The sequence below is a fragment of the Sinorhizobium garamanticum genome (assembly GCF_029892065.1).
GTDB lineage: Bacteria > Pseudomonadota > Alphaproteobacteria > Rhizobiales > Rhizobiaceae > Sinorhizobium > Sinorhizobium garamanticum.
The window spans coordinates 1,217,751-1,240,155 of sequence record NZ_CP120374.1; the positions used below are offsets into that span (position 1 = coordinate 1,217,751).

Annotated in this window: 18 protein-coding genes; 16 read left to right on the plus strand and 2 right to left on the minus strand. The window is 61.0% G+C overall.

What is annotated here, in order from left to right; all coding sequences use genetic code 11:
• Positions 1 to 259 precede the first annotated feature (259 nt).
• On the plus strand, positions 260 to 1,402 hold the full coding sequence (locus PZN02_RS25510) for a glycosyltransferase family 4 protein (protein ID WP_280661758.1): 1,143 nt from the start codon (positions 260 to 262) through the stop codon (positions 1,400 to 1,402).
• Positions 1,403 to 1,421: 19 nt separating this feature from the next.
• Here the strand turns inward: PZN02_RS25510 and PZN02_RS25515 are convergent, their stop codons facing one another.
• Positions 1,422 to 3,038, minus strand: a complete 1,617-nt coding sequence (locus tag PZN02_RS25515) for an ArnT family glycosyltransferase (RefSeq protein ID WP_280661759.1) — start codon at positions 3,036 to 3,038, stop codon at positions 1,422 to 1,424.
• Positions 3,039 to 3,431: 393 nt separating this feature from the next.
• Here PZN02_RS25515 and rfbF point away from each other — a divergent pair, with 393 nt between their 5' ends.
• From rfbF to PZN02_RS25585, 14 genes are all read left to right on the plus strand, one after another.
• Positions 3,432 to 4,253, plus strand: a complete 822-nt coding sequence (gene rfbF, locus PZN02_RS25520) for a glucose-1-phosphate cytidylyltransferase (RefSeq protein WP_280661760.1) — start codon at positions 3,432 to 3,434, stop codon at positions 4,251 to 4,253.
• A 15-nt stretch (positions 4,254 to 4,268) separates the two neighbouring features.
• Positions 4,269 to 5,357 carry a CDP-glucose 4,6-dehydratase gene (gene rfbG, locus PZN02_RS25525; RefSeq protein ID WP_280661761.1) on the plus strand — a complete coding sequence of 363 codons (1,089 nt, stop codon included), beginning with the start codon at positions 4,269 to 4,271 and terminating at the stop codon, positions 5,355 to 5,357.
• 37 nt (positions 5,358 to 5,394) lie between these two features.
• A complete protein-coding gene (locus PZN02_RS25530) occupies positions 5,395 to 6,648 on the plus strand; it encodes a DegT/DnrJ/EryC1/StrS family aminotransferase (RefSeq protein ID WP_280661762.1) in 1,254 nt (417 codons plus the stop codon).
• 2 nt (positions 6,649 to 6,650) lie between these two features.
• Entirely contained in the window at positions 6,651 to 7,877 is a 1,227-nt protein-coding gene (locus PZN02_RS25535) for a class I SAM-dependent methyltransferase (RefSeq protein WP_280661763.1), read from the plus strand.
• Between the two features lie 217 nt (positions 7,878 to 8,094).
• Entirely contained in the window at positions 8,095 to 9,072 is a 978-nt protein-coding gene (locus PZN02_RS25540; protein ID WP_280661764.1) for an NAD-dependent epimerase/dehydratase family protein, read from the plus strand.
• A gap of 30 nt (positions 9,073 to 9,102) precedes the next feature.
• Positions 9,103 to 10,083 carry a glycosyltransferase family 2 protein gene (locus PZN02_RS25545; RefSeq protein ID WP_280663276.1) on the plus strand — a complete coding sequence of 327 codons (981 nt, stop codon included), beginning with the start codon at positions 9,103 to 9,105 and terminating at the stop codon, positions 10,081 to 10,083.
• 80 nt (positions 10,084 to 10,163) lie between these two features.
• Positions 10,164 to 10,484: a GtrA family protein gene (locus PZN02_RS25550; protein ID WP_425336310.1), complete on the plus strand. Its 321-nt coding sequence runs from the start codon at positions 10,164 to 10,166 to the stop codon at positions 10,482 to 10,484.
• Positions 10,485 to 10,656: 172 nt separating this feature from the next.
• The gene (locus PZN02_RS25555; RefSeq protein WP_280661766.1) at positions 10,657 to 11,568 is read left to right on the plus strand and encodes a formyltransferase family protein; all 912 of its coding nucleotides are present in this window, start codon (positions 10,657 to 10,659) and stop codon (positions 11,566 to 11,568) included.
• The gene (locus PZN02_RS25560) at positions 11,569 to 12,540 is read left to right on the plus strand and encodes an ATP-grasp domain-containing protein (protein WP_280661767.1); all 972 of its coding nucleotides are present in this window, start codon (positions 11,569 to 11,571) and stop codon (positions 12,538 to 12,540) included.
• A 4-nt stretch (positions 12,541 to 12,544) separates the two neighbouring features.
• Positions 12,545 to 13,237, plus strand: a complete 693-nt coding sequence (locus PZN02_RS25565) for an HAD family hydrolase (protein ID WP_280661768.1) — start codon at positions 12,545 to 12,547, stop codon at positions 13,235 to 13,237.
• 484 nt (positions 13,238 to 13,721) lie between these two features.
• Positions 13,722 to 15,827, plus strand: coding sequence for a polysaccharide biosynthesis protein (locus PZN02_RS25570; RefSeq protein ID WP_280663277.1), 2,106 nt, complete (start codon positions 13,722 to 13,724; stop codon positions 15,825 to 15,827).
• A gap of 147 nt (positions 15,828 to 15,974) precedes the next feature.
• Positions 15,975 to 17,300: a glycosyltransferase family 4 protein gene (locus PZN02_RS25575; protein WP_280661769.1), complete on the plus strand. Its 1,326-nt coding sequence runs from the start codon at positions 15,975 to 15,977 to the stop codon at positions 17,298 to 17,300.
• Between the two features lie 146 nt (positions 17,301 to 17,446).
• Positions 17,447 to 18,535, plus strand: a complete 1,089-nt coding sequence (locus tag PZN02_RS25580) for a glycosyltransferase (RefSeq protein ID WP_280661770.1) — start codon at positions 17,447 to 17,449, stop codon at positions 18,533 to 18,535.
• A gap of 246 nt (positions 18,536 to 18,781) precedes the next feature.
• Positions 18,782 to 19,969 carry a calcium-binding protein gene (locus PZN02_RS25585; protein WP_280661771.1) on the plus strand — a complete coding sequence of 396 codons (1,188 nt, stop codon included), beginning with the start codon at positions 18,782 to 18,784 and terminating at the stop codon, positions 19,967 to 19,969.
• Between the two features lie 177 nt (positions 19,970 to 20,146).
• Here PZN02_RS25585 and asnB read toward each other — a convergent pair whose 3' ends face one another.
• Positions 20,147 to 22,057: an asparagine synthase (glutamine-hydrolyzing) gene (gene asnB, locus PZN02_RS25590; RefSeq protein WP_280663278.1), complete on the minus strand. Its 1,911-nt coding sequence runs from the start codon at positions 22,055 to 22,057 to the stop codon at positions 20,147 to 20,149.
• Between asnB and PZN02_RS25595 the strand changes: the two genes are divergently transcribed.
• Positions 21,956 to 22,342, plus strand: coding sequence for a hypothetical protein (locus tag PZN02_RS25595; RefSeq protein ID WP_280663331.1), 387 nt, complete (start codon positions 21,956 to 21,958; stop codon positions 22,340 to 22,342). The genes asnB and PZN02_RS25595 overlap by 102 nt on opposite strands.
• Positions 22,343 to 22,405: the final 63 nt, after the last annotated feature.

Sequence of the window (22,405 nt, forward strand, 5' to 3'; positions counted from 1 at the left end):
CACGCGATTGGCGCGCGCTGCACCGCCCGGCGGACCTCACCTGAACTGGGCGATGGCGCACCGCCCGTCAACGCGAGGCAGCAGCAACGTCGGAGGGCTATCCCGCGCTCACGTACGCTACTGCATGATTCCTTAAATCGGAATCGATTTAAGGACAAAATCATGCAGCAATTCAAAGTGCTACAGCGACCTTTGCGGACGCGCAAAGGTCGCTGTAGCAGGCTCTTTCGCCCGCTGTCGCCGAAACGAGGGGGATCCTGTGAGAATAGTGTTCGTCCTGTCCGGGCTGGGTGCCGGCGGCGCCGAGAAAATCGTCAATCTCCTGGCGCATCACCGGCTCGCTCGCGGGGACACCGTCCACGTGATCGCGCTCAACGCGACCAGCCCGGAGTCCTATTTTCCATACGACCATGCGATCAGCGTCGAACCCTTCGGAAAAGGGAAACGCCAGGCCTTGCCGGCTTCCGGAAAGGGATGGCGGCTGTTGGCACTTCGCCGCCATTTGCAGGCCCTTCAGCCCGATGTCGTCATCTCGTTCCTGACCAAAGTCAATGTATTGGTCGGACTGGCGACGTGGGGCCTCGACACGACGGTCATCATGTCGGAGCGCAACAATTTCCGGTCGCAGGAGATGCATGTGTTCTGGCGAGTGGCACGCCCGCTCGCGGCGCGTCTTGCAACGAGCCTCGTCATGCAGACGAACGAAGCCCGCCGCTGCCTGCCTCAAACGCTGAGAGCCAGGGCGATCATCATCCCAAATCCTGTCGCCTTGCCATCGGCATGCGCGCGTGGCCCCGGCGACGGCACGAGGATCATTGCCGTCGGCCGATTGGACAAGCAGAAGGGCTTTGATCTCCTTCTGCAGGCCTTTCGAAGCGTCGCCGCGGCCGCGCCGGCGGCAACGCTTACAATCTTCGGCGAGGGGCCGCAGCGCGGCGCCCTGGAGCAGCAGGTGCGGGATCTCGCCCTCGGTGACCGCGTCCGGATGCCCGGCGTCACCAAGTCCCCTGCTGATTGGATCAGGACTGGCGATATCTTCGTTCTCAGTTCCCGCTTCGAGGGTTTCCCCAACGTGCTTCTCGAAGCGATGACGGCCGGGCTCGCCGTCATCGCGTTCGACTGCCCCTGGGGACCATCGGAAATCTTGAGCGACCCCGATACCGGCTTGCTCGTGCCCGCGGCAGATGTGGAACGGCTCGGCGATGCAATCCGCCGCTTGATCACGGATCGAACACTCAGAGAAAAGCTCGCAAGCGCTGGGTCCGCCGCCGCCAAGACCCGCTATGCAACGTCGTCGGTGCTGCAACTCTGGGACGACACCATCGCCGCATCGGCCGCACGACATCGATCACGAAGCGCCCGGGCAACGATCGAAGACGCGCGCGCGCCCGCGCAATCGTGAACGCGAAAACGACAGCACCTCAATCCGCCTGCGGCCTGACGTACAGGACCGGCGACCCATATCGATCCTTGATCCCCAGGTCGGACGAAACCACGTAGCCGTTGCGTTGCGCATAGGCGAGCATCGGCCGCTCCAGAACTTCGTCGAAGCCGAGCAGCAAGGCTGCAGGCGGATCGGCCTCGAACAGCGCGCCTATCGTCGTGGGAGACGTCATCTTGTAGAAAGCGGCAAGTTTCGGGTCGGCAATATCGGCTATCCGATAGGCAAAAGGCCCGGTCGCAAGCTCCTGGTAGACCGCAAGCCCGCCTTCGAGCGGATAGATGGGCGACAGGGTCGCGACCTTGCCGCTGACGCCTGAGGCCGCAAGGCGCTCGGCAACGGTCTCGCCCGCCTCATGTACCCGCAGCGCTGTCCATCGCTCCGGATGCGCAACCGTCGGGAGATATTGCGCGAGGCGAGGCGCCGCGACCGCGAGCACGACGATCGTTGCGGCAACGAGGCCCGGTTGCATGTGGCGACGCGTTTCGTGACCGAGGCCGGCATAAAGCAGAGCGAGTGCCAGCGGTAAGCATATCAGCGGCGGTCCGAAATATTGCGGGAAGCTGGGCGTCGGTATCAGGCTCAGCGCGACACTGCAAACAAGGGCTCCCGCGACCACGAGCAGCGGGGCCACCGGCAGCCGCGCATTTCCGGCCGGCGCCAGAAGCCAGGCAAGAAAAAGCATGAGAACGGCGGAAATCGCGACGGCGACCGTGGCGGACAGCCAGACGCTTTGCGCGAGCAGCAACTTGGCGGCCCACGAGACAGACGCACCCTCCGACTCGACCGCCGGGTCTTGCCAGTATTGCAGATGCGGGCCGGTGTGGTAGCCGAGCACATGGGTGAGAAACACTTGCGGGTCGGAGACCAGCGGGACGAGGATCGGAAGTCCGCCTAGCAATCCCCCAAGCGCAAGCGGAAGGACGACGCGCAGGAGGCGTTGGCGAAAATCGTATCCATGCGGCAGGAAAAAGGCTGCGATCGCGACAGGAGGGATGAAGGCGACGGCACTGATCTTGAAACTCGCCGCGATCGACAAACAGAAGCCCGCCGCACCGACTGCCAGCGGCAGGGCGCGCCCATCCTTGATCGCGAGCACGAAGAGCCCGATGCCGAGAAGCGAGAAAGGCAGCGGCAGCAAATTGTTGGTCGCCGTCATACCCGTCTGCGACAGGAAGAGCTCATTCGTGACCGTCAGAACGGCGGCGCACCAGGCGACGAGCGCCGAGCGGGTGAGCGCATAGGTGATCCAGCCGATGACGGCCACAAGCAAAAGCCAGGCCAAGAACATCGAAACTCGGCCCGTGAGCAAAAGGTGATCCGAACCGACGATCTTGCCGATCCCGTAGAATAACCAGGCGGAACCGGGCGGATGATTGTAAAAGAAGTCGGTGTAAAGCTGATACTGATCGAGCAGCCGGATTGGCGGGACGTACAGTTGCTCGTCCTTGCGCGCCTCGTAGTTCATGATGCGAAGCAGCAGGCAGAATAAAAGCAGCGCGGAGAGGACAACCATCCCGGCGCTGAACAATAGCGCTCTCGGCTTTACTGATTGCCCGATGATCTTTGAAACGGAAATCTCTTCAACATTTGTCATAAAGATACTCCGAACAGAAAAATATGTGGCGAACTCATGTTGTTACAAGCGAACACGGCTCGCGTTTTCAATTATCGAAAATGGCTGTTTTCTAAGCCTTCCGGAGTAATCCTGACAAGGGCGCAAGGTTTATCCTGACACCTCAATGGCTTGCGGAATTACGGAAGGTCAGATAGCATAATCATCATATATCAAATTACCGAGTATTATTCAGCGAAATTTACCTTAAGTACAGTCGTATTTATACAAAAATCTGCGCGCCTTTCCGGCTTTCAGCTGCTTTTGATTTACTTGCCGATAAAGGCGTCTTTGCGTGCGTGTTGAAGAAACACGCGCACGGCACCGATTGGATGACCCAACCGGAATTCCACTACTGACCTGTTGGAGGCCGTCATGAAAGTCGTTCTTTTCGCCGGGGGCTTTGGATCGCGCCTCGCGGAGGAGACCACCCGCATTCCGAAACCCATGGTGGAGGTCGGCGGAAAGCCCATCATTCTCCACGTCATGGACATCTACAGCCACTGGGGCTACCACGATTTCGTCGTGGCGGGCGGCTACAAATGCATGTCCATCAAGAACTTCTTCCACAATTTCCATTTGTCGACCGCGGACTTCACGGTTGCGCTTGGAAGTGGTTCGATGGTTCTTCGCCCCGTTCATCCATTGGATTGGAACGTCTCGGTTGTCGACACCGGGCTGTCGACCATGACCGGCGGACGGTTGCTGCGTCTGCGCGACTGGCTGGACGGCGATACGTTCATGGTCACCTATTCGGACGGTGTCGGCAATATCGACATCGAGGCACTCCTCGCCTTCCACCGCTCGCACGGTCGGCTCGCAACTGTTACCGCCGTGCAACCGCCGGCGCGTTTCGGCAACCTGGAACTCGAAGGCGACCAGGTCGTGGAGTTCACCGAAAAGGTGCGCAAGCACGAAACCTGGATCAACGGCGGCTTCTTCGTCTTCGAACCCGGTATCCTGGACTATATTCCCGGTGCAGCGGAGCCGCTTGAAATGTCGCCTCTGACAAACCTTGCCAGGGACGGCCAGCTCTTTGCTTACAAGCACAAGGGTTTCTGGCATCCGATGGACACGGTGCGCGACCGCGACTACCTCAACGGCCTCGCCGAAACGGACGACCCACCGTGGCTGCAGTTTGAACGAAGCGCCGTTTCTGCGACCGCTTCGCCCCAGCGGCCACAGGCAACGGCCTAGAGCACGGAGGTCGCCGTGGACGAGTCCTACCTTTCACAGGTGCTGCGCAACCGCCGCGTGCTGGTTACCGGGCACACCGGTTTCAAGGGCGGATGGCTATCGCTCTGGCTCCGGCGTCTCGGCGCGAACGTGGTTGGCGTCGCGCTGCCTGCGACGGTGCCCTCCTTCTACAAAGCCGTGGATCTCGATGGCCTCGTCGATGGGCGCATCGGCGACATTCGTACGGAAACCGGGTTCAGCCAAAGCATTGGCGGCCAGGATTTCGACCTCGTCATCCATATGGCCGCCCAAGCCGTCGTCCGCGCGTCCTACGAGACGCCGGTCGACACTTATCTCACCAATGTGGTCGGGACCGCCGTCGTGCTGGACGCGGCTCGCCGCATGCCTTCGCTTCGAGGTGTCGTCGTCGTCACCAGCGACAAGTGTTACGACAACCGCGAATGGGTCTGGGGCTACAGGGAAAGCGACCCGATGGGCGGGCGCGATCCCTACAGTTCGTCGAAGGGCTGCGCCGAGCTCGTCGCTGCCGCCTATCGCGCTTCCTTCTTCAGCGATCCCGAAGGGCCGCAGCTTGCGACGGTGCGTGCCGGTAATGTCATCGGCGGTGGCGATTGGGGCGCGGATCGGCTGATCCCGGATCTGGTGCGCGCCGTCGAAACCGGCACGCCGGCGCGGCTGCGAAACCCAAAGAACATCCGGCCCTGGCAACACGTGCTGGAGCCGATCCGCGGCTATCTCATGCTTGCCGCCGGCTTGATCGACGCCGGTCAACGCTTTGCCGGCGGATGGAACTTCGGCCCCGAAAAGGAGGCAACAGTCAACGTCGGCACGCTTGCCGAACTGGTCGTCGCCCACTGGGGCGAGGCCGCGCCCGAATATGTCATCGAGCGCCGTGCCGACGAACCGAAGGAATCCGTCGTCCTCAGGCTCGACAGCACGAAATCGCACGTCGAACTCGGCTGGAGGCCCCTGCTTCGCCTGGACGACGCGGTCGCCATGACCGTCGCCTGGTATCGGAAATATCTGGAAGAACCGGCCGAGATACGCCGGTTTTCACAACAGCAGCTTGACGAATACGCAGCAGCCTGGGGCCACACAGTCTGAGTTTGGCGCCCGACGAACCGTAGATGGGGAGCGTGAAATGCGTGTTAACTATGGGCAGGCCGTTTACGGCGAGGAAGAGATCGCAGCCGTCGCCGACACCATGCGCAGATCGACCCAGATGGGTCAGGCGGTGAGGGAAATGGAGGAGCGCGTCGCGGCGCACTTCGGCAAGCGGCATGGCATCATGGTCAACTCCGGATCCTCCGCCAACTACATCGCGATCGAAATGCTGAATCTTCCGAAGGGCGCTGAGGTCATTACGCCTGCGCTGACCTTCGCGACGACCATCGCGCCGATCGTAAGGGCGGGTCTGGTACCGGTCCTCGTTGATGCGGCGGAAGCCACCTACAATATCGATGTCGACCTCATCGAGCGGATGATCTCGCCGCAAACGTGCGCGCTGATGATCCCCTCCCTGATCGGTAACCTTCCGGATTGGGATCGCATCCGCTCGATTGCCGATGCGCACGGCCTGGTCGTGATCGAGGACAGTTGCGACACGCTCGGCGCCACGCTTCATGGCACGAGCACCGGCAAACGCTCGGAAGTGAGCACGACCAGCTTTTACGGCTCGCATGTGATCACCGCGGCCGGAAACGGCGGCATGCTCTGCGTGAACGACGACGAACTGGCGCGCCGTGCGCGGCTGCTGCGCTCGTGGGGGCGCACCTCCTCGCTTTTCGTCGATTCCGAACTCATCGAAAACCGTTTCAACATCGATCTTGATGGCATCTCCTACGATGCGAAATTCGTGTTCGAGATGCTCGGCTTCAATCTGGAACCGTCCGAACTGGGCGCGGCCTTCGGCCTCGTCCAGCTCAACAGGCTCAAGGAGAATATCGCCGCGCGGGAACGCAACTTCGCCGCGCAGTATGCTTTCTTTGGGGAGTACGAGGACTGGTTCCGGCTGCCGCGGCAACTGCCGGGCTCGAAGACGGGCTGGCTTGCATTTCCGCTGACGATCCGGCCCGATGCGCCGTTCACAAGGCGCGATATGCAGATTTTCCTGGAACGTCGGGACATTCAGACGCGCCCGGTCTTTACCGGCAACATTCTGCGCCAGCCAGCGATGAAAGGCGTCAAATGCCGCACCGCCGATGGCGGATACCCTGTTGCTGATGATGTCACGCGCGGCGGCATATTGCTCGCGTGCCATCACGGCCTCACGCAAGAGCAACTCGACCACATACACAATTCGTTCCGAGAGTTCGTCAAGGGCCTCCCAGCCACGCGACCCACGGCACGACAAGTCTTTGAGTCCCCTATCGCAGCAAAAGCCACGGGAGTTTGACGATGGCCCTTCTCACCCAGTGCCGCGCATGCCTAGCTGCCACCCCCTACACGTTCCTCCGCATGGGGGACCATCCGCCGGCCAACAGTTTCGTGCGGCCCGAGGACATCAAGGAGCAGCAACCCGTATATCCCCTGGACACGCAGGTCTGCCTCGAATGCGGCCTGATCCAGGTCTCCGACCAGGTTCCGGAGGGCTTCTTCGAGCACTACCTGTATGTGCCCTCCGCAGCGACTTCGATGCACAGCCATTTCGCCGGGCTGGCCGAAGTGCTCAAGAACGAAGCCGGCGACGGAATGATCGTGGACATCGGCTGCAACGACGGCCTTTTGCTCTCGGCCTGCAACAAGATCGGCTGCCGAACCGTCGGCGTCGATCCGGCTGCCAATCTTGCGGAGATCGCCCGTTCCCGCGGCGTCGACGTCGAGGTCGGATATTTCACTGCGGCGGCGGCTCCAACGCTTGCCGAGAAACGCGGGCCTGCCAAGGCCATCGTAACCACCAATACCTTCAACCACATCGGCAACCTGCATGACTTCATGGCGGGCGTGGTGCGTTGGCTCGCCGACGACGGCGTTTTCGTGATCGAAGTACCCTGGGCGAAGAACCTTCTCGACAACAATGAATTCGACACGATCTATCACGAGCACGTTTCGGAGTTCAGCCTGCTGTCGCTGGTCCGGCTCGGTGAGTTCTTCGGGCTCACGGTGACGGACGTGCAGCGGCTTGGCGTCCACGGCGGCTCCATGCGCGTCTTTCTCAAGCGGGCGGCAGGCGCTCCTGCGGTAGCCTCCATCGTCAAGGAGATGCTCGCCGAAGAACGTGACGCCGGCATGCAGTCGGCCGAAACCTACGAGGCCTTTTCCACACGTGTGGAAGAAATCCGGCGCGACCTGATCGCGATGCTGGAGCAACTGAAGGCTGACGGCGTCGCGGTCGCTGGCTACGGCGCCCCGGCGAAGGGCAACACGCTCCTGAACTACTTCAAGATCGGTCCCGAGTTGCTCGATTACCTCGTGGATCGCAACACCTTGAAACAGGGTCTCTATTCGCCCGGCATGAAGATTCCCATTCGGTCGCCGGAGGCGCTGGAGCAAGAGGACAAGCCCGCGGTGCTGCTCGTGCTGGCATGGAATTTCTTCGATGAAATCCGTTCGCAGCAGAGCGACTTCGCGGCCCGCGGGGGGCGGTTCCTCGTTCCGCTGCCACGGCCGGTGCTCGTCAACTGAGCCAAGGCGTCGCCTTCTACACCGCAAGCCGGTTTGGCGGCGACGAATAACACGAACCCCTCTCCGCCGCCGCAAAGACAGCCGGCGGAGAGCTAGAGCAATTCCAGGAAAAGTATGTAACGGTTTTTCGTGCGGAATTGCGTCATTTCAAAGCGGTGGATCATTTCAGGGTTTCAATGAAGCCCTGAAATGATCCAGGCATGAGTGGGCTGACAAGATGTCGCGTATTCTGATTACCGGTGGCGCAGGGTTCATTGGTGCGCACCTCGCCAAGACCTGCCTTGCGGCCGGCCACGAGGTGCATGTGATCCTGCGTCCGGGCTCGGACGTCGAGCGGCTGCGGCCGCTTGCCGACGATGTCGTCCGCCACGGCTTCGATCTTCAGTCCGAAGCCGCTCTGAAGCATTGCCTGTCGGAGGTTCAACCGGACCGCATTTTCCATCTGGCGGCACGTCCGCGCCGGCGCGAAAGTCCCGATTTTGCCGATGCTGCCGAGGGTGTGCGTGAGCATCTGCAGACGCTCGTCAGCCTGCTCGGCGCTGCTGCGACGACAGACCGTCCGCCTGCAGTTCTTATCCGCTCCGGCTCGCTTGCCGAATACGGACTGGCGCCTGCGCCTTACGTGGAAACAAACCGCGAGGCGCCTGTCACGACTTACGGCGCCGAACTGGCGGCAGCGACGCACATGATCGGCGGACTGCAGGCGCGGCTGCCGTTTCCCGTGGTTACCGCGCGCCTTGCGCTTGTCTACGGTCCATCGCAAGCCACCGACTATCTGATGCCGTCGCTCATCCGGCGATGCCTCGCCGGGGAGCCTTCGATCGTACGCCACCCGCGGGATCGGCGTGATCTGCTCTACATTGACGACGTCATCGATGCGCTGCTGCGGCTGGGAGACGCCCGGCTGCCGGGGCCAACGATCGTCAACATCGCGAGCACTATCGCCCCCACGATGCGCGAAGTGGCGCAGATGGTCGTCGAACAGACAGGTGCCGACCCTCGCCTGATCGAATATGGCGCCGACGATCATTCGTCGGGCATCGTAGACCTCAGGGGCTCGGCGGATAAGGCACGCGAACTCATCGGATGGCGGGCGCGCGTTCCGCTCGCGGAAGGCGTCGCGCGAACCGTTGCATGGTACCGAGAACACACTTGCACTGGCGTCTCGCCCCGCAAGGTCGAGCACCGCGCGTGAAAACAGGACTGGAGTGCGACAGTGAGCGACATGAAAACAAGGGTTTCGGTGCTGGTGCCGGCATACAACGAAGAGACGAACGTGGGTCGCGCCTATGCGGCCATCGTCGACGCGTTTCGCGAGCTCCCGGGCTACGACTACGAGATCATCTTCACGGACAATCATTCGACCGACCGCACCTTCGAGCTCCTCCAGGAAATCGCGCGCGATGATCCCCGCGTTCGCGTCATCCGGTTTAGCCGCAATATCGGCTACCAGCGGTCGCTCCTGGTCGCTTACAAGGCGGCGACTGGCGATTGCTCGGTGCAGATCGACTGCGACCTGCAGGACCCGCCGCACCTCATTCCCGACATGCTCGCGCTCTGGCGGCAAGGCCACCAGGTGGTCTACGGCATCCGGCGCTCGCTGAAGGATGACGCGGTGACCGCCTTCATGCGGCGCGCCTTCTACTGGTGCATCAATGCGTTGAGCGAGGACGATCTTCCTCTCAATGCCGGCGAATTCCGCCTTGTCGACCGCCGCATTCTGGATGAATTGCGCCAGGTCGACGACACGTCCCCCTATCTGCGCGGTCTTATCAGCGCGATGGGCTTTTCCCAGATCGGTTTCGAATACGACCGGCAGGCGCGGATTGCAGGCGAGAGCAAATTCCCGGTCAAAGCCATGTTGTCGCTGGCCGTCGACGGCATTCTCAACCATTCGCTGACACCGCTTAGGATCGCGTCGATGGCAAGCCTCATCATGGGGACCGCGACCTTTCTGCTGCTCATGGGCTATGTGATCGGCAAACTGGTGCTCGGACAGGATTGGCCAGCCGGTTTCGCCACGACCACCATCCTGATCCTGCTCTCGATCACGCTGAATGCGGTCTTTCTCGGCATTATCGGAGAATATCTCGGCCGTATCTTCATGCAGTCGAAGCGGCGGCCAACGCCGATCATCGAGGCAACCCTGAATGGCGAGGTTCGCTTCAATCGTGATTTGGTCGCGACGAAATTGGGTTCGCCTTGATGCGGTACGCGCCGACCAGCCACAGCGCCGGAGCACGGAGGAGCCTCGGAACGGTTACGCGGTTTGCCGTCGTTGGAGCGGTGACGACCGCCTTGGACTTCGTCCTCTTCACCGCCCTTGTGGCGATCGGTGCGATGCCCGCGCTTGCCAACCTCTTCTCCTATTCATGCGGCATACTGGTGAGCTACCTTCTCAACCGGTCCTGGACATTCGGCGCGCGCGGGAGCCCCGTTCTGGCGCTGAAATTCGTGGCTTCGACATTGGCGGGGCTCATGATCTCGACCTGCCTTGTCGCGCTGTTCGTGACGATCATGCCGGCGGTGGTCGCCAAGATCCTGAGCGTTCCGCTGGTCTTCATCTGGAATTATCTAATGGCCCGTCTATGGGTCTTTCGCACTTGAGGAGCAATATGGATAAATCACTGCTTTTCTAGTTTGATGACAAAGCATTAGCACAATGCAACGCTCTACTTACGCTCTATCGCGGGCATCCGCTTCTCGGCCACTGTTGTGGTCTTGCCGTCCCGATGGCCGCCGCGAATAGTCGCTTATCATTACTTTTGGTGCAGAGAACATGCGTATTGTTTTCGTTGGCGCCGTCGAAGGCTCCAGTATTGCTCTTGATGCCCTCATCCGGGCCGGTCGCGCGCCGTCATTGACGATAACCCTGCCGCCCGAAGCGGCGGCAAGGCATTCCGATTTCGTCGACATTTCCGGCCCGGCGCGTGCCGCCGGCAGTGCGGTTCATTACACGACCAACATCAACGCGGCTCAGACCCTCGAGGCGATGGCGGCTGTCGCGCCCGACCTGACGCTTGTCATCGGCTGGTCGCAGATCTGCAAGCAGCCATTTCGCGATATTGCGGCAAAAGGTACCATCGGCTTCCATCCGGCCGCGCTGCCGCGGCTTCGGGGCCGCGCAGTCATTCCCTGGACGATCCTGCGCCAGGAAGACACCACCGGCTCGACCCTGTTCTGGTTGGACGACGGGGTGGATTCCGGACCGATCGCGTTGCAGCGCCTGTTCGCCGTGGCGCCCGACGAAACCGCGCGCAGTCTCTACGCCAAGCACACGGCGAACCTCGCCGAAATGGTGGTGCAGGCCGTGGGACTTGTCGAGACCGGAGACGCGCCCAGGGCCGTGCAGGACCACACGCAGGCAAGCTACTGCGCCAAACGCACGGCCGAAGACGGCCTCATCGACTGGCGCAGCCCGGCCGCGTCCGTGTTGCGCCTGATCCGCGCCGTCGGCGAACCTTATCCCGGAGCCTTCACCTTTCAGAGCGGCGAGAAAGTCCGCATCGACGCGGCCACGGCGTTCGATAACCGCGGGCGGTATATCGGTCTGCCCGGTCAGGTCCAGACCCACACCGAACATGGATTCGTGGTTCTTTGTGGCGACGACCAATGCATCGAGGTGTCGGCCTGGACGTCACCGTCCGGCAAACGCCCGCCGGTTCACAGCAAGTTCAGCGGAGGCGCATAGATGAGGGGCACATCGCTAGCGATACTGGTTTCCTCCGCCGGCAGACGGGTCGGCTTGATCGAGTGCTTCCGCCGGGCGGCTCTCGATACAAATCTCGACCTCAAGGTACTGGCCTGCGACGCCGACCCCGACTTAAGTGCCGCCTGCCAGATCGCCGACAAGGCCTTCAAAGTACCCAGGATCGATCATCCGGACTTCGCCCCCACCCTCCGCGACATCGCGGCTCGCCATGAAGTGAGGCTCGTGGTGCCAACGATCGATCCGGAACTGCTGCCGCTCGCGATCGCCGCCGGGGAATTCGAGGCCATCGGCGCCCGTGTCCACGTCAGTCCGCCCTCAGTCATCAATATCGCGCGCGACAAGGCGGAGACCATGCGCGTGCTCGCCGCCGCCGGTGTGCCGGTTCCCGCCACGACCACATTTGAGGACGTGCGCGAGCGACCCGGCGAATGGCCATGGCCGTTGTTCATGAAACCGCGCAACGGAAGCGCGAGCCGGCTGATCCGGCTCGTGCGGACACCCGACGAGTTGCCCCGGGACGTCGAGGAACCGATGATCGTGCAAGAGTTTCTGGACGGGCCGGAATACACGATCAATGCCTTCATCGATGCGACGGGCCGGTTGAAAACCGCCGTCGCGCATCATCGCCTCAGCGTGCGGGCAGGCGAGGTAGAAAAGGGAAGGACCGTCCGCGATCCGCGTTTCACCGAAATCGCCCACCAGCTTGCCAGGTCCCTGCCGGAAGCGCGCGGCGTTCTGTGCTTTCAGATTATCGTCGACCGCCAGAGGGGACCGAAGGTCATCGAGATTAATGCACGGTTCGGCGGCGGCTACCCCCTGGTCGATCGCGCCGGTGCAACTTTTGCGCGCTGGCTTCTCGAAGAAGTCGCCGGCCTGCCAAGCAGTGCGCATGACGAATGGCGCGAGGGCGTCTTGATGCTGCGCTACGATGCAGCCGTCTATGGGGAATAAAGCAGTGTCCGGCCACGAAGGTGTTCTGGTATTCGACCTGGACGACACGCTCTATCTTGAGCGGGACTTCGCCTTCAGCGGCTTCAGAGCCGCCGGCGATTGGTACGCCGGTCGGAGCGGTCTGCAGGGGCTGGCAGAACGCTGCGAGGCGCTTTTCAACGAGGGCCGCAGAACGAAGATCTTCGACGAGGCGCTCTGCGCGCTCGGCGTGGCCGCCGACGAGGCTCTCGTTGGCGAACTCGTTGCCGTCTATCGCGGGCACAAACCCACGATCACGCTCGCACCCGATGCCGAGCGCTTCTTTCGTGGACGCCACCTCGGGCGGTGGCTCGCCATGATCACGGATGGCCCGTCGGCAACACAACGGGCGAAAGTGAAGGCGCTCGGCCTCGACCGGATGATCGACTACATCATTTACACCGATGTCTGGGGAGCCGAATTTTGGAAACCGCACCCGCGCGCGTTTGCGGCAATCGAGGCGTGGGCTGAAGTGCCCCCTTCACGCATCGTCTACGTGGCGGACAATCCTCGCAAGGATTTCGTGACTCCACGTGCGCGTGGATGGTGGACGGTTCAAGTCGCTCGAGCCGATAGAGTTCACCGCGGCGAAGCCGCCGAGGAGGCCTACCGGCCGCACATCGTTTTGTCCGATCTCGACGCACTGGAAACCCGTCTGGCGGAACTTCAATCCGGCTGAAGGAAGGCCCAAGTCGGAATTCGCTCTCATATCAACCTTTTAGGCACATCTTGCCAGGACAACAACCTATCCATGCACCGGCGACAGCGGCTAAACTCTAGCAATCAAATGGGAAACTATATTTGGCGCGGTACTCGAAAGCTATTTACAACCGGTTAATTACGTGCTTTTTTATTACCGAATACAAATTTGACTGTATTGTTTTGCGCCGAGATTTAGCCGTCCCGGGGCGATGATTTTTTTGAAAATGAATATTAGCCTTTCGACCCTGTCGACCAAATCTAACTCCTAGACGACGGCCCTCTCACAATATTGGGGCGCGAGGGTAAGTGTCGTCGTCGCACGGCTGGGCGGTAAGGCTTGCTCTTGTTAGGAAGGGGCCGTCATGCTGCGTTTATACGCCGCCGCAAAGGCGTTTCGTGACAATTTCCTAGAATGGCCGCCGCTGTCGCGGAAGGACCCAGCAGCAAAATCCTTCGGAAAAATGGTTTGGGCGATCGCAGATGCCGCTCGCGACATCGGTCTGCGGCGCCTCACGACAGCGGCCCGCAGCGCCCAAAAATGCTCGGCGCTCTATCTTGTGGACCTTGGGTCAGCGGCGATCGCGCTCGCTGTGGCGCTGCTGTTGCGCTATGGCATCACCGGCCTCAACGCCCGGCCGGAAACCGCCTCCGTGCTCATATGGTCGGGCCTGCAATATGTGGCAATCTGCGCCTTCGTCTTCCCGTTGTCCGGCTTGTACAGCCGAAACTGGAAATATGGTTCCATTTCAGACCTGTTCACCATCCTTCGCGCAGCCCTGCTGACGTCCTTGTTGCTCGTCTCGCTGCTGTTCTTTTCGACGCGGCTCAGCGAGATTCCGAGAACCGTCGTCCCGCTCCAATCGCTGCTCTTGATCGCCTGCCTGGCCGCCTCTCGCCTGAGCTTCCGCGCGGATGAGATTTCACTGGCGCGGCCGGCTTTCGGGATTGCGCGCAATGGCGCCGCAAAAACGCACCACCGCATACCGCTGCTGATCGTTGGGGCGGGTGATGCGGCTGACCTCTATCTGCGCGCGCTCGCTCGGGATCCGAACTCCACATACTCGCCGGTCGCTTGCCTCGACAAGACTGCCGATCACATCGGCATGACGCTTCGCGGCGTGCCGATTGCCGGCCGGATCGAGGATTTCGAGAAGGTCGTGTGTGAGTTGCAACGGATGAACCGGCAGCCGCGCCACGTCGTCTTCACCGAAGCGCCTTCGACGTTCGGGGACGCGGCGTCCGATGAACTGCTGAAATCGGCCGAGAGGCTGGGGATCGCGGTGTCGCGCCTGTCTCAAATGACCGAGCTCAAGCGTGCGAAATCCGAAAATCCTTACGAACTTCGATCGATCGAATTGACCGACCTTCTGGAGCGCCCACAGGCGGCGCTCGACAAGGATGCCATTCGGCGTCTCGTTAGCGGACGGCGTGTGTTGATAACGGGAGCCGGCGGCTCGATCGGCAGTGAGCTGACCTCCCAGATAGCCGCCTGCGCGCCGGCCGAGATCGTGCTGATCGACAACACCGAATACAATCTCTACGCGATCGACATGACGCTCAGCGAGAATTTCGCGACCGTCCCGCGTTTCAGCTATCTTTGCAGCGTCAGACGGAGCCAGCGCGTCGATGAAATCTTCGACAGGCACAGGCCGGAACTGGTGTTCCATGCGGCTGCGTTGAAACATGTGCCTATGGTGCAGATGAACCCATGCGAAGGCGTGCTGACCAACGTCATCGGAACGATGAACGTTGCCAATGCGGCGAAGAAATACGGCACGCTTGCAATGGTCCAGATCTCGACCGACAAGGTTGTGAACTCGACAAGCGTCATGGGTGCTACCAAGCGCCTGGCGGAACTTTATTGCCAGGCGCTCGACCTGGACGGCGTTAAGACCGGCAAAGGTCCGCGTTTCATGACGGTGCGATTTGGAAACGTGCTCGGATCGAGCGGTTCGCTGATCCCCCTTTTCGAACGCCAGCTTGCACGCGGTGGCCCGCTTACGGTCACCGACCCCTGCATGACACGCTTCTTCATGACCATTCGCGAGGCGGTGGAATTGACGTTGCAGGCCTCTGCATACGGCTTCGAGAAACAGCTCGGCCAGGGGGAAATCTTCGTTCTGGACATGGGCGAGCCTATCAAGATCATCGATATCGCCCGCCGCATGATTCAGCTGGCAGGGTTCACGCCCGATCGTGACATCGAGATCAAGATCATCGGATGCCGGCCGGGTGAGAAGCTCTTCGAAGAGCTGTTCGACGAAACGGACAAGCGCATCGAGTCGCCAGTGCCGGGCGTCCTTGGGGCGGTTCCAGATCCGATATCCCTTCCGACTCTCAGCGACGCGTTTACGCGGCTGCAGCGCCACGCCGAGCGAGGCAATGAGAAGGCCCTGAAGATGGTCATGCGCGAGTTGCTTCCCCGCTATGAGCCGGCGGCGGTGAACGGGAACGCCTACCCCAAGGATCGTACGCCGATCCGGCGACGAAAACTTGCGAAGGGAGGTGCGCAGCGTAACGGCTATGACAAGGGCGCGCGCAAGGACCTTGGCCTGCCGGGAACTTGAACTTGATAGACCGCGAAGGCTGGCCGCGCCTCGCGCACGATGCGCGGCTCGCGTCGGACGGCAAGACATTCAGGATGAGCGGTCGTAAGGGGCGCAAAGCTGCAACAGTGTTTGTGGTCTCATAGCAGGCCGAGCGCGGAGACTGGGATGCACAACCGAACTCCATCACCCCAGGTCGGCGACACACGTCGCTCCATGCCGTTTTCCCGCGGCATCGCGGCAAAGCTCCTGCGGGGGGCCTTGAACCCGACCATGTCAACTTCGCGCCCCTACGTCGAACGCGGCGACGTCCAACTCTCCATCCCCGCCGACCCATGCCAGACGCAACTTGCGCAAAGGCAGAGGCGCGTGATCGCGGTCGTTGCTAGCCTGACGATATCGCTGACGAATTTCCGGCTGGAGCTGCTGAAGAAACTGGTCGAAGCCGGGCACGAGGTCGTTGCCTTTGCGCCGGAAAACGACGACCGAGTCGAACAGCAATTGGCCGAGATCGGCGTCCGCTTCGTGCAGATCCCCATGGCGCGCACCGGGCACAATCCCCTCGATGACCTGCGGACGCTTTGGTCGCTGAGGCGACACTTCAAGCGGCTGAAGCCGGACGTGATCCTGCCCTATACGATGAAGCCGATCATCTATGCCGGGATTGCCGCCCGGATGCTCGGGATCAAGGACCGCTGCTTCCTCGTCACCGGCCTCGGGCATGTCTTTTCGAACGAAACGCCCGCCTCGTTTAAGTCGAGTCTGGTCAGGCATTTGTGCGTCCGCCTGTATCGCATTGCCTTCCGCGGCGCAAAAGCCGTATTCGTCTACAACGAGGCCGATCGTGCAGACATCTGCAAATACCAGATGCTCGACAGCACTGCCGTGCTCAGTCTGATCCCGGGATCTGGGGTCGATCTCGAGCATTTCGCTTTTTCGCCGCCACCTCGGCGCGGGCCGGTGTTTCTGCTCGTCGCTCGGCTTTTGCGCGACAAGGGGATCGTGGAGTATGTGGAGGCGGCCCGGATCGTGCGTCGCAGCTTTCCGGACGCGAAATTTCAGCTGCTTGGCAGCTTCGACAGCAATCCGACCGCGATCTCGCGTGACGAGATCGACGGATGGGTCCGCGAAGGCATCTTGGACTATCTCGGATATACGCAGGACGTGCGTCCTTACCTCGCCGCGTGCAGCGTTTTCGTTCTGCCCTCCTATTATCGGGAGGGCATTCCACGAAGCATACTCGAGGCCCTCGCAACGGGCCGGCCGATCGTCACGACTGACCTGCCGGGCTGCCGCGACACGGTGCAACCCGGCGTAAACGGTTTCGTCGTCAAACCTCGGGATCCGCTCAGCCTCGCCGAAGCCATGTCGGTCTTTGCCCGCAACACGAGACTGGCCGCGGAAATGGGTCGGCAAGCGCGCTACATCGCGCAAGCTCGGTTTGACGTCCATATGGTCAACCAGATGCTGCTCGATCGCATGCACCTGGCCTGAACCTGGACTGCGTCAGTGTCACCGCTGCTCCCTCGCCCCCGCTGGACCAAAGCCCGACTGCACCTCTCGGGAGGAAGGTCCGGTCCGCCAAGCCGAACAAGCCAGTTTCCGCGAAGCGAACACGCTGCGCCACCAGGGTCGCCGCAATGATCATGCACGTCATCACCAATTTCACCGCCAGCGCCGGCGCCGAGACGATGCTGGCGCGCCTGCTCAAGATCTCCAGCGATGAACGCATCATCGTTGCCTCTTTGCGTGGCATATCGGAAAGGAACCGCAGTCTGGCCGACAATCCCAGGGTCGTTTACGCGCCGCTGGGGGCCGCGTCTCCTGCCGGCCTGCCCGGGGCCTTGGTTAAGCTCGCGAAATTGATCCGCAAGGAAGAACCCGACGTCATTCTGTGTTGGATGTATCACGCGATGATCGCCGGCACGATCGCGGCGGGAATTGCGCGCGCCCAGGCCCCGGTGTTCTGGAATATCCGGCAGTCGCTCGACGATCCCGCTTGCCTGTCGCGCAGTTCGCGCGTCGCGATTGCCGCGGGCCGGCTGCTGTCGGCCAAGGCATCCGGCGTAATCTACAACAGTTCGCGCGCTCGTGACCTGCATGAGGCATACGGCTATCACAATCGTCACGTCGCGGTCATTCCAAACGGCTTCGAACTGCCGCCGCTCGTTGCCGGCGAGGCGACGTCTGCCACGCGGATCGGCATCGCGGGCCGCTTTCATCCGCAAAAGGACCACGCCACATTCTTCCGCGCGGCCGCCCGTGTGCTTGAGACGCGCCCGCAGGCGACGTTCGCGGCTGCGGGCCTCGGGCTATCCCGAGACAATCCAGAGGTAATGAAGCTCCTGGCGGAAGCGGGGCTCCCGCCCCAGTCGGTGGACCTCAAGGGCGAGGTCTCCGATATGGCCGGCTTTTACCGCAGCATCGATCTCTTGGTCCTATCATCCAGGACAGAGGGCTTCCCGAATGTCATCGCCGAGGCGATGAGCTATTCCAAACCGATCGTTACCACGAATGTCGGTGATGCCGCCGTCGTCGCGGGGAACGCGGGAATCGCCGTACCGGCTCGCAATCCCGAGGCCCTCGCCGAGGCCATGTGCGCAATCCTTGATCTCGCGCCGAGCGAATATGCTCGCTATGCTCGCAAAGCTCGCGAACGCATCGAGAGCGAATACACGCTGGCCGCGATCGAACGAAAATATTCAAATTTCCTAGGGGCTTACAAATAGTCCCGATGCAGAATCCGACAATAAATCCGCAGCGGAAAACACACTAACGCACCACGACAAAGGCAACTTCCCTGCGGCGAGAATCCGATAAACGTTTGAAACCGTGCGATAAATTTTGCATCCGAACGGATATTCAAATTTTTCCTTAATCAGATCAACGCCATACTATCTTGATCGGCTGCGGGACACCTTTGTGCCTCATTCCGACTTTACCCGCTCCCTCCGCTAACAGCTAGAGGAGTTATTATGGCTATCAACGGAACCAGCGCGGCTAACCGGCTCTATGGCACGAATGCCGTAGACATCATCAACGGATACGATGGTGACGACTTCATCTGGGGTTATGCCGGAAACGATTACCTCGACGGTGGTGCCGGCAACGACACTTTTTACGGTGGGCTCGGTAACGACTTCTTCAAAGCCTCGATCGGCAACGATTACGCCGATGGCGGCGACGGCAATGACAGCTTTGACGGCGGCGCCGGCGACGACAGATTTCTCGGCGGCCTCGGAAACGACATCGTCGAGGGCGGTGACGGCCACGACATCCTCGAGGGCGGTGATGGCCACGATCATTTCCAGGGCGATGCCGGCAACGACAAGATCTACGGTGGCGCTGGTGAGGAATGGATCGATGCCGGCATCGGCGACGACATCATTTATGCCGGTGAAGGCAATGACGGCTTCAACAACCGTATCGACCCCGCGACCGGCAAGTTGACCCAGCAGGCCGTCAGCGGCGGAGCCGGCAGCGACACGATTTATGGCGAAGGCGGCGATGACGCCCTGAAGGGCCAGTCGGGCAACGACCGGGTCTACGGCGGCATCGGCCACGACAAGGTCGACGGCGGCGATGGCAACAACTACCTCGACGGCGGCGACGGCAATGACGTGCTCGATTCCGAGATCGGCATCGACGAAGCCCATGGCGGAAACGGCAACGACAAGATCGAAGTCGGCGGGGGCAACGATGTCGCGTACGGCGATGCCGGCGACGACAGCATCAGCGGCGAAGCCGGCGCCGACATCTTGTGGGGCGGCATCGGTAACGACCGCTTCTACGGCGGCGACGGTAATGACACGGTGCGCGGTGACGCTGGACAGGACACCCTCATCGGCGAAGCCGGCGCCGACGTCCTTTGGGGCGGCGCTGATGCCGATCGCTTCGCCTTCAAGGGAGCGGGCGCCTATGCCGGGCAGGACACCGTCATGGACTTCCAGAACGGGAGCGATCTTCTCGTGCTCGAAAACCTCGGTATATCGAAGTATTCGAATTCAGGGGCGGCGGGTACCGTATACGCCTACGAAACCTCCGGCGGCGACATCCTGATCAAGGGACACGGTTCGGGCGGCACCGTTTCGGTGCTTATCGATGATCCGGCCAATAACCTCAGCGTGTCGAGCTTCAGCAGCGCGGACTTCATTTTCGCATAAGCTGGCGCCCCGCAGGCAGCTATTCTAGAGCATCCCGCTTTCAAGTGGCATCGCTGAAAGCCGTAAAAATCATCTAGAATCAGAGTATTAGAGAGCCGTGTGTTCAAATGAACGCACGGCTCTCCAAATCTCACGATGCGTGGAAACCGTTAGGCACCCTGTGGCAAGTGCATTTCTCTAAGGACTCGCCCACCGTTCATGCCAGGAATTGAACATCAGCACGGTCCAGAGCTGCGGCCCCCAGTCGCGGTTTCCTGAAAGATGCGCCTTCCAACGGTCCAGTATCGGCTCCACCTGGAACATCCCGTCGCGGCGCATACGGGATGGCGATAGCATGTCGCTGGCCCATTCACGCAATGGACCACGAAGCCAGGCGTTCAAAGGCACTCCGAAGCCCCGCTTGTTGGCACTGATGAGCTTGTCGGGCAGCCGTCGCGACAGCAGTTGGCGCAGCGCCGGCTTGCTATGGTTGTCTGCGAAGCACAGTGTCCGCGGCGAGCGCCACGCCAATTCGATGAACCGATAATCAAGCAGCGGTGTCCGCATCTCGAGGCCGACGGCCATGGAGGCACGATCGATCTTGACGAGGATATTGTCAGGAAGATACGCGACCATGTCGCGAAACATCATTCTGTCGACCGACCCGAGACCGCCGGGAATTCTCTTCGAGGAGAACGTCGTGCTCGGTTCCTTTCCGCCGCCCAGCACCACATCGGCTGGATTGGTCCATTGGGACACGAAGTTCAAATAGCGGTCGTCCGGGTCCTGGATCTGCAGCAGTTCCGCGAGCCTTCGAAGGCGACCGCCGGTCACCTCGTCTCCCAGCGGTGCGGCGATCATGGATCGACTAAGGCTTGATGCCATATCGAGCAACCAGTCCGGTGCACCTTTTGCCGCGTGAACAGCGACTGCGGGCATTGCCTTGGCCAGACGATCGAATGCCATCATCTGCTGGTAGCGTTTGTAACCACCGAAAAATTCATCGCCGCCATCGCCGGAAAGTGCAACCGTCACCGTTTTCCGCGCGAGCTTCGCGACCATCAACGTCGGAATTTGCGACGGATCGGCAAAAGGCTCGTCATAGATATCCGGCAAACTGGAAATGATCCCGAAAGCGGTTTCGGGTTCGGCCGTGATTTCCGTGTGGTCCGTTTTCAGATAACCCGCCACCTCGGCAGCCGCATCCGCCTCGTTGTAGTCCTCTTCCAGGAAACGCACGGTGTAGGTCTTTACGGGCGTGGGCGACACTTCCTGCATGACCGCCGACACCAGGGATGAATCAATGCCGCTGGAGAGCAACACGCCGACAGGGACGTCGGAGACGATACGTTCGCGAACCGCTGCTTTCAGCATGTTGTCGAGAAGGCGCAAGGCCTCTTCCGCGGACTCGATCGGATCGGCGTAGCCTCGCTCCACGACCTCGAAGGCATCCCAATAGGGCCGGACCGACCCCAGGGCTGCAGCCATCGAGGCCGGGGGTTCATCAACGGATATGCTCAGCCAGCAGCCGTGCGGCAGTTTGAAGATACCCTGATATATCGTATAAGGCGTCGGCACATAATTGTGCCGGAGATAGAGCGCCAGGGCATCGCGATCCAATTCCGGAGAGGCAAAGGAGGGATGCTTTCTCAGACTCTTCAGTTCAGAGCCGAAGGCGACAACGCCGTTGTGCACGCCGATATAGAGCGGCTTTTCTCCCATTCGATCGCGCGCAAACAGGACCTTCCGCTCCACCCTGTCATAGAGAGCGAAGGCGAACATGCCGTTGCAGCGGCGCAATGCAGCTTCTAAGCCATAGACTTCGATGGCCTCCAACAGGATTTCGGTGTCGGAGTGTCCGCGAAAACGCGAGCCGCGTGCCTCCAACTCATCACGCAGTTCGAGAAATCCGTAGACCTCGCCGTTGTAGACGATGGAGTATCGACCGCTGGCGGATTGCATCGGCTGAGCCCCTGACGGGGAGAGATCGATGATCGATAATCGGCGGTGACAAAGCCCAACACGGCTTTCGTCATCGAGCCAAATGCCGGTATCATCAGGGCCGCGATGCGCCAGGGCAAACGCCATCTGCCGCAAGATCGCGACCAATTCATCGCGCTGACCGCGCTTGTAATTTATCAGCCCGGCAAGTCCGCACATCACAAGTACTTCAAAAACGTGGCCATCAATGCGCCAATCAAGTTGGGATCTCGTGTGGCAGGAGTTGGGCTCTCACCGAGCGGGCTCGTCCCCCTGGCCAGAAAAACACTTCGCGTTGAAAGAAAACCGAAAGCGCCGCCAACTCTCGCATCAATGAAAATAGCCTTTGAGCGAAGGGGTTGGCACTCATCCAAATGTCGGTGCTCTTCGAAATTCGTGTCGGCACCAAAATAATAATGCGAAAGTTCTTCGAGGCGTCGAGATCTCGAAGCCCGAGACTGAACGAAGCCATTCATC

Coding starts and splice junctions, on each gene's coding strand:
- PZN02_RS25585 (WP_280661771.1), top strand. CDS start 18,782: ATGGCTATCAACGGAACCAGCGCGGCTAACCGGCTCTATGGCACGAAT.
- PZN02_RS25545 (WP_280663276.1), top strand. CDS start 9,103: ATGAAAACAAGGGTTTCGGTGCTGGTGCCGGCATACAACGAAGAGACG.
- PZN02_RS25570 (WP_280663277.1), top strand. CDS start 13,722: ATGGTTTGGGCGATCGCAGATGCCGCTCGCGACATCGGTCTGCGGCGC.
- PZN02_RS25540 (WP_280661764.1), top strand. CDS start 8,095: ATGTCGCGTATTCTGATTACCGGTGGCGCAGGGTTCATTGGTGCGCAC.
- PZN02_RS25535 (WP_280661763.1), top strand. CDS start 6,651: ATGGCCCTTCTCACCCAGTGCCGCGCATGCCTAGCTGCCACCCCCTAC.
- PZN02_RS25580 (WP_280661770.1), top strand. CDS start 17,447: ATGATCATGCACGTCATCACCAATTTCACCGCCAGCGCCGGCGCCGAG.
- PZN02_RS25555 (WP_280661766.1), top strand. CDS start 10,657: ATGCGTATTGTTTTCGTTGGCGCCGTCGAAGGCTCCAGTATTGCTCTT.
- PZN02_RS25560 (WP_280661767.1), top strand. CDS start 11,569: ATGAGGGGCACATCGCTAGCGATACTGGTTTCCTCCGCCGGCAGACGG.
- rfbF (WP_280661760.1), top strand. CDS start 3,432: ATGAAAGTCGTTCTTTTCGCCGGGGGCTTTGGATCGCGCCTCGCGGAG.
- PZN02_RS25530 (WP_280661762.1), top strand. CDS start 5,395: ATGCGTGTTAACTATGGGCAGGCCGTTTACGGCGAGGAAGAGATCGCA.
- PZN02_RS25575 (WP_280661769.1), top strand. CDS start 15,975: ATGCACAACCGAACTCCATCACCCCAGGTCGGCGACACACGTCGCTCC.
- PZN02_RS25515 (WP_280661759.1), bottom strand. CDS start 3,038: ATGACAAATGTTGAAGAGATTTCCGTTTCAAAGATCATCGGGCAATCA.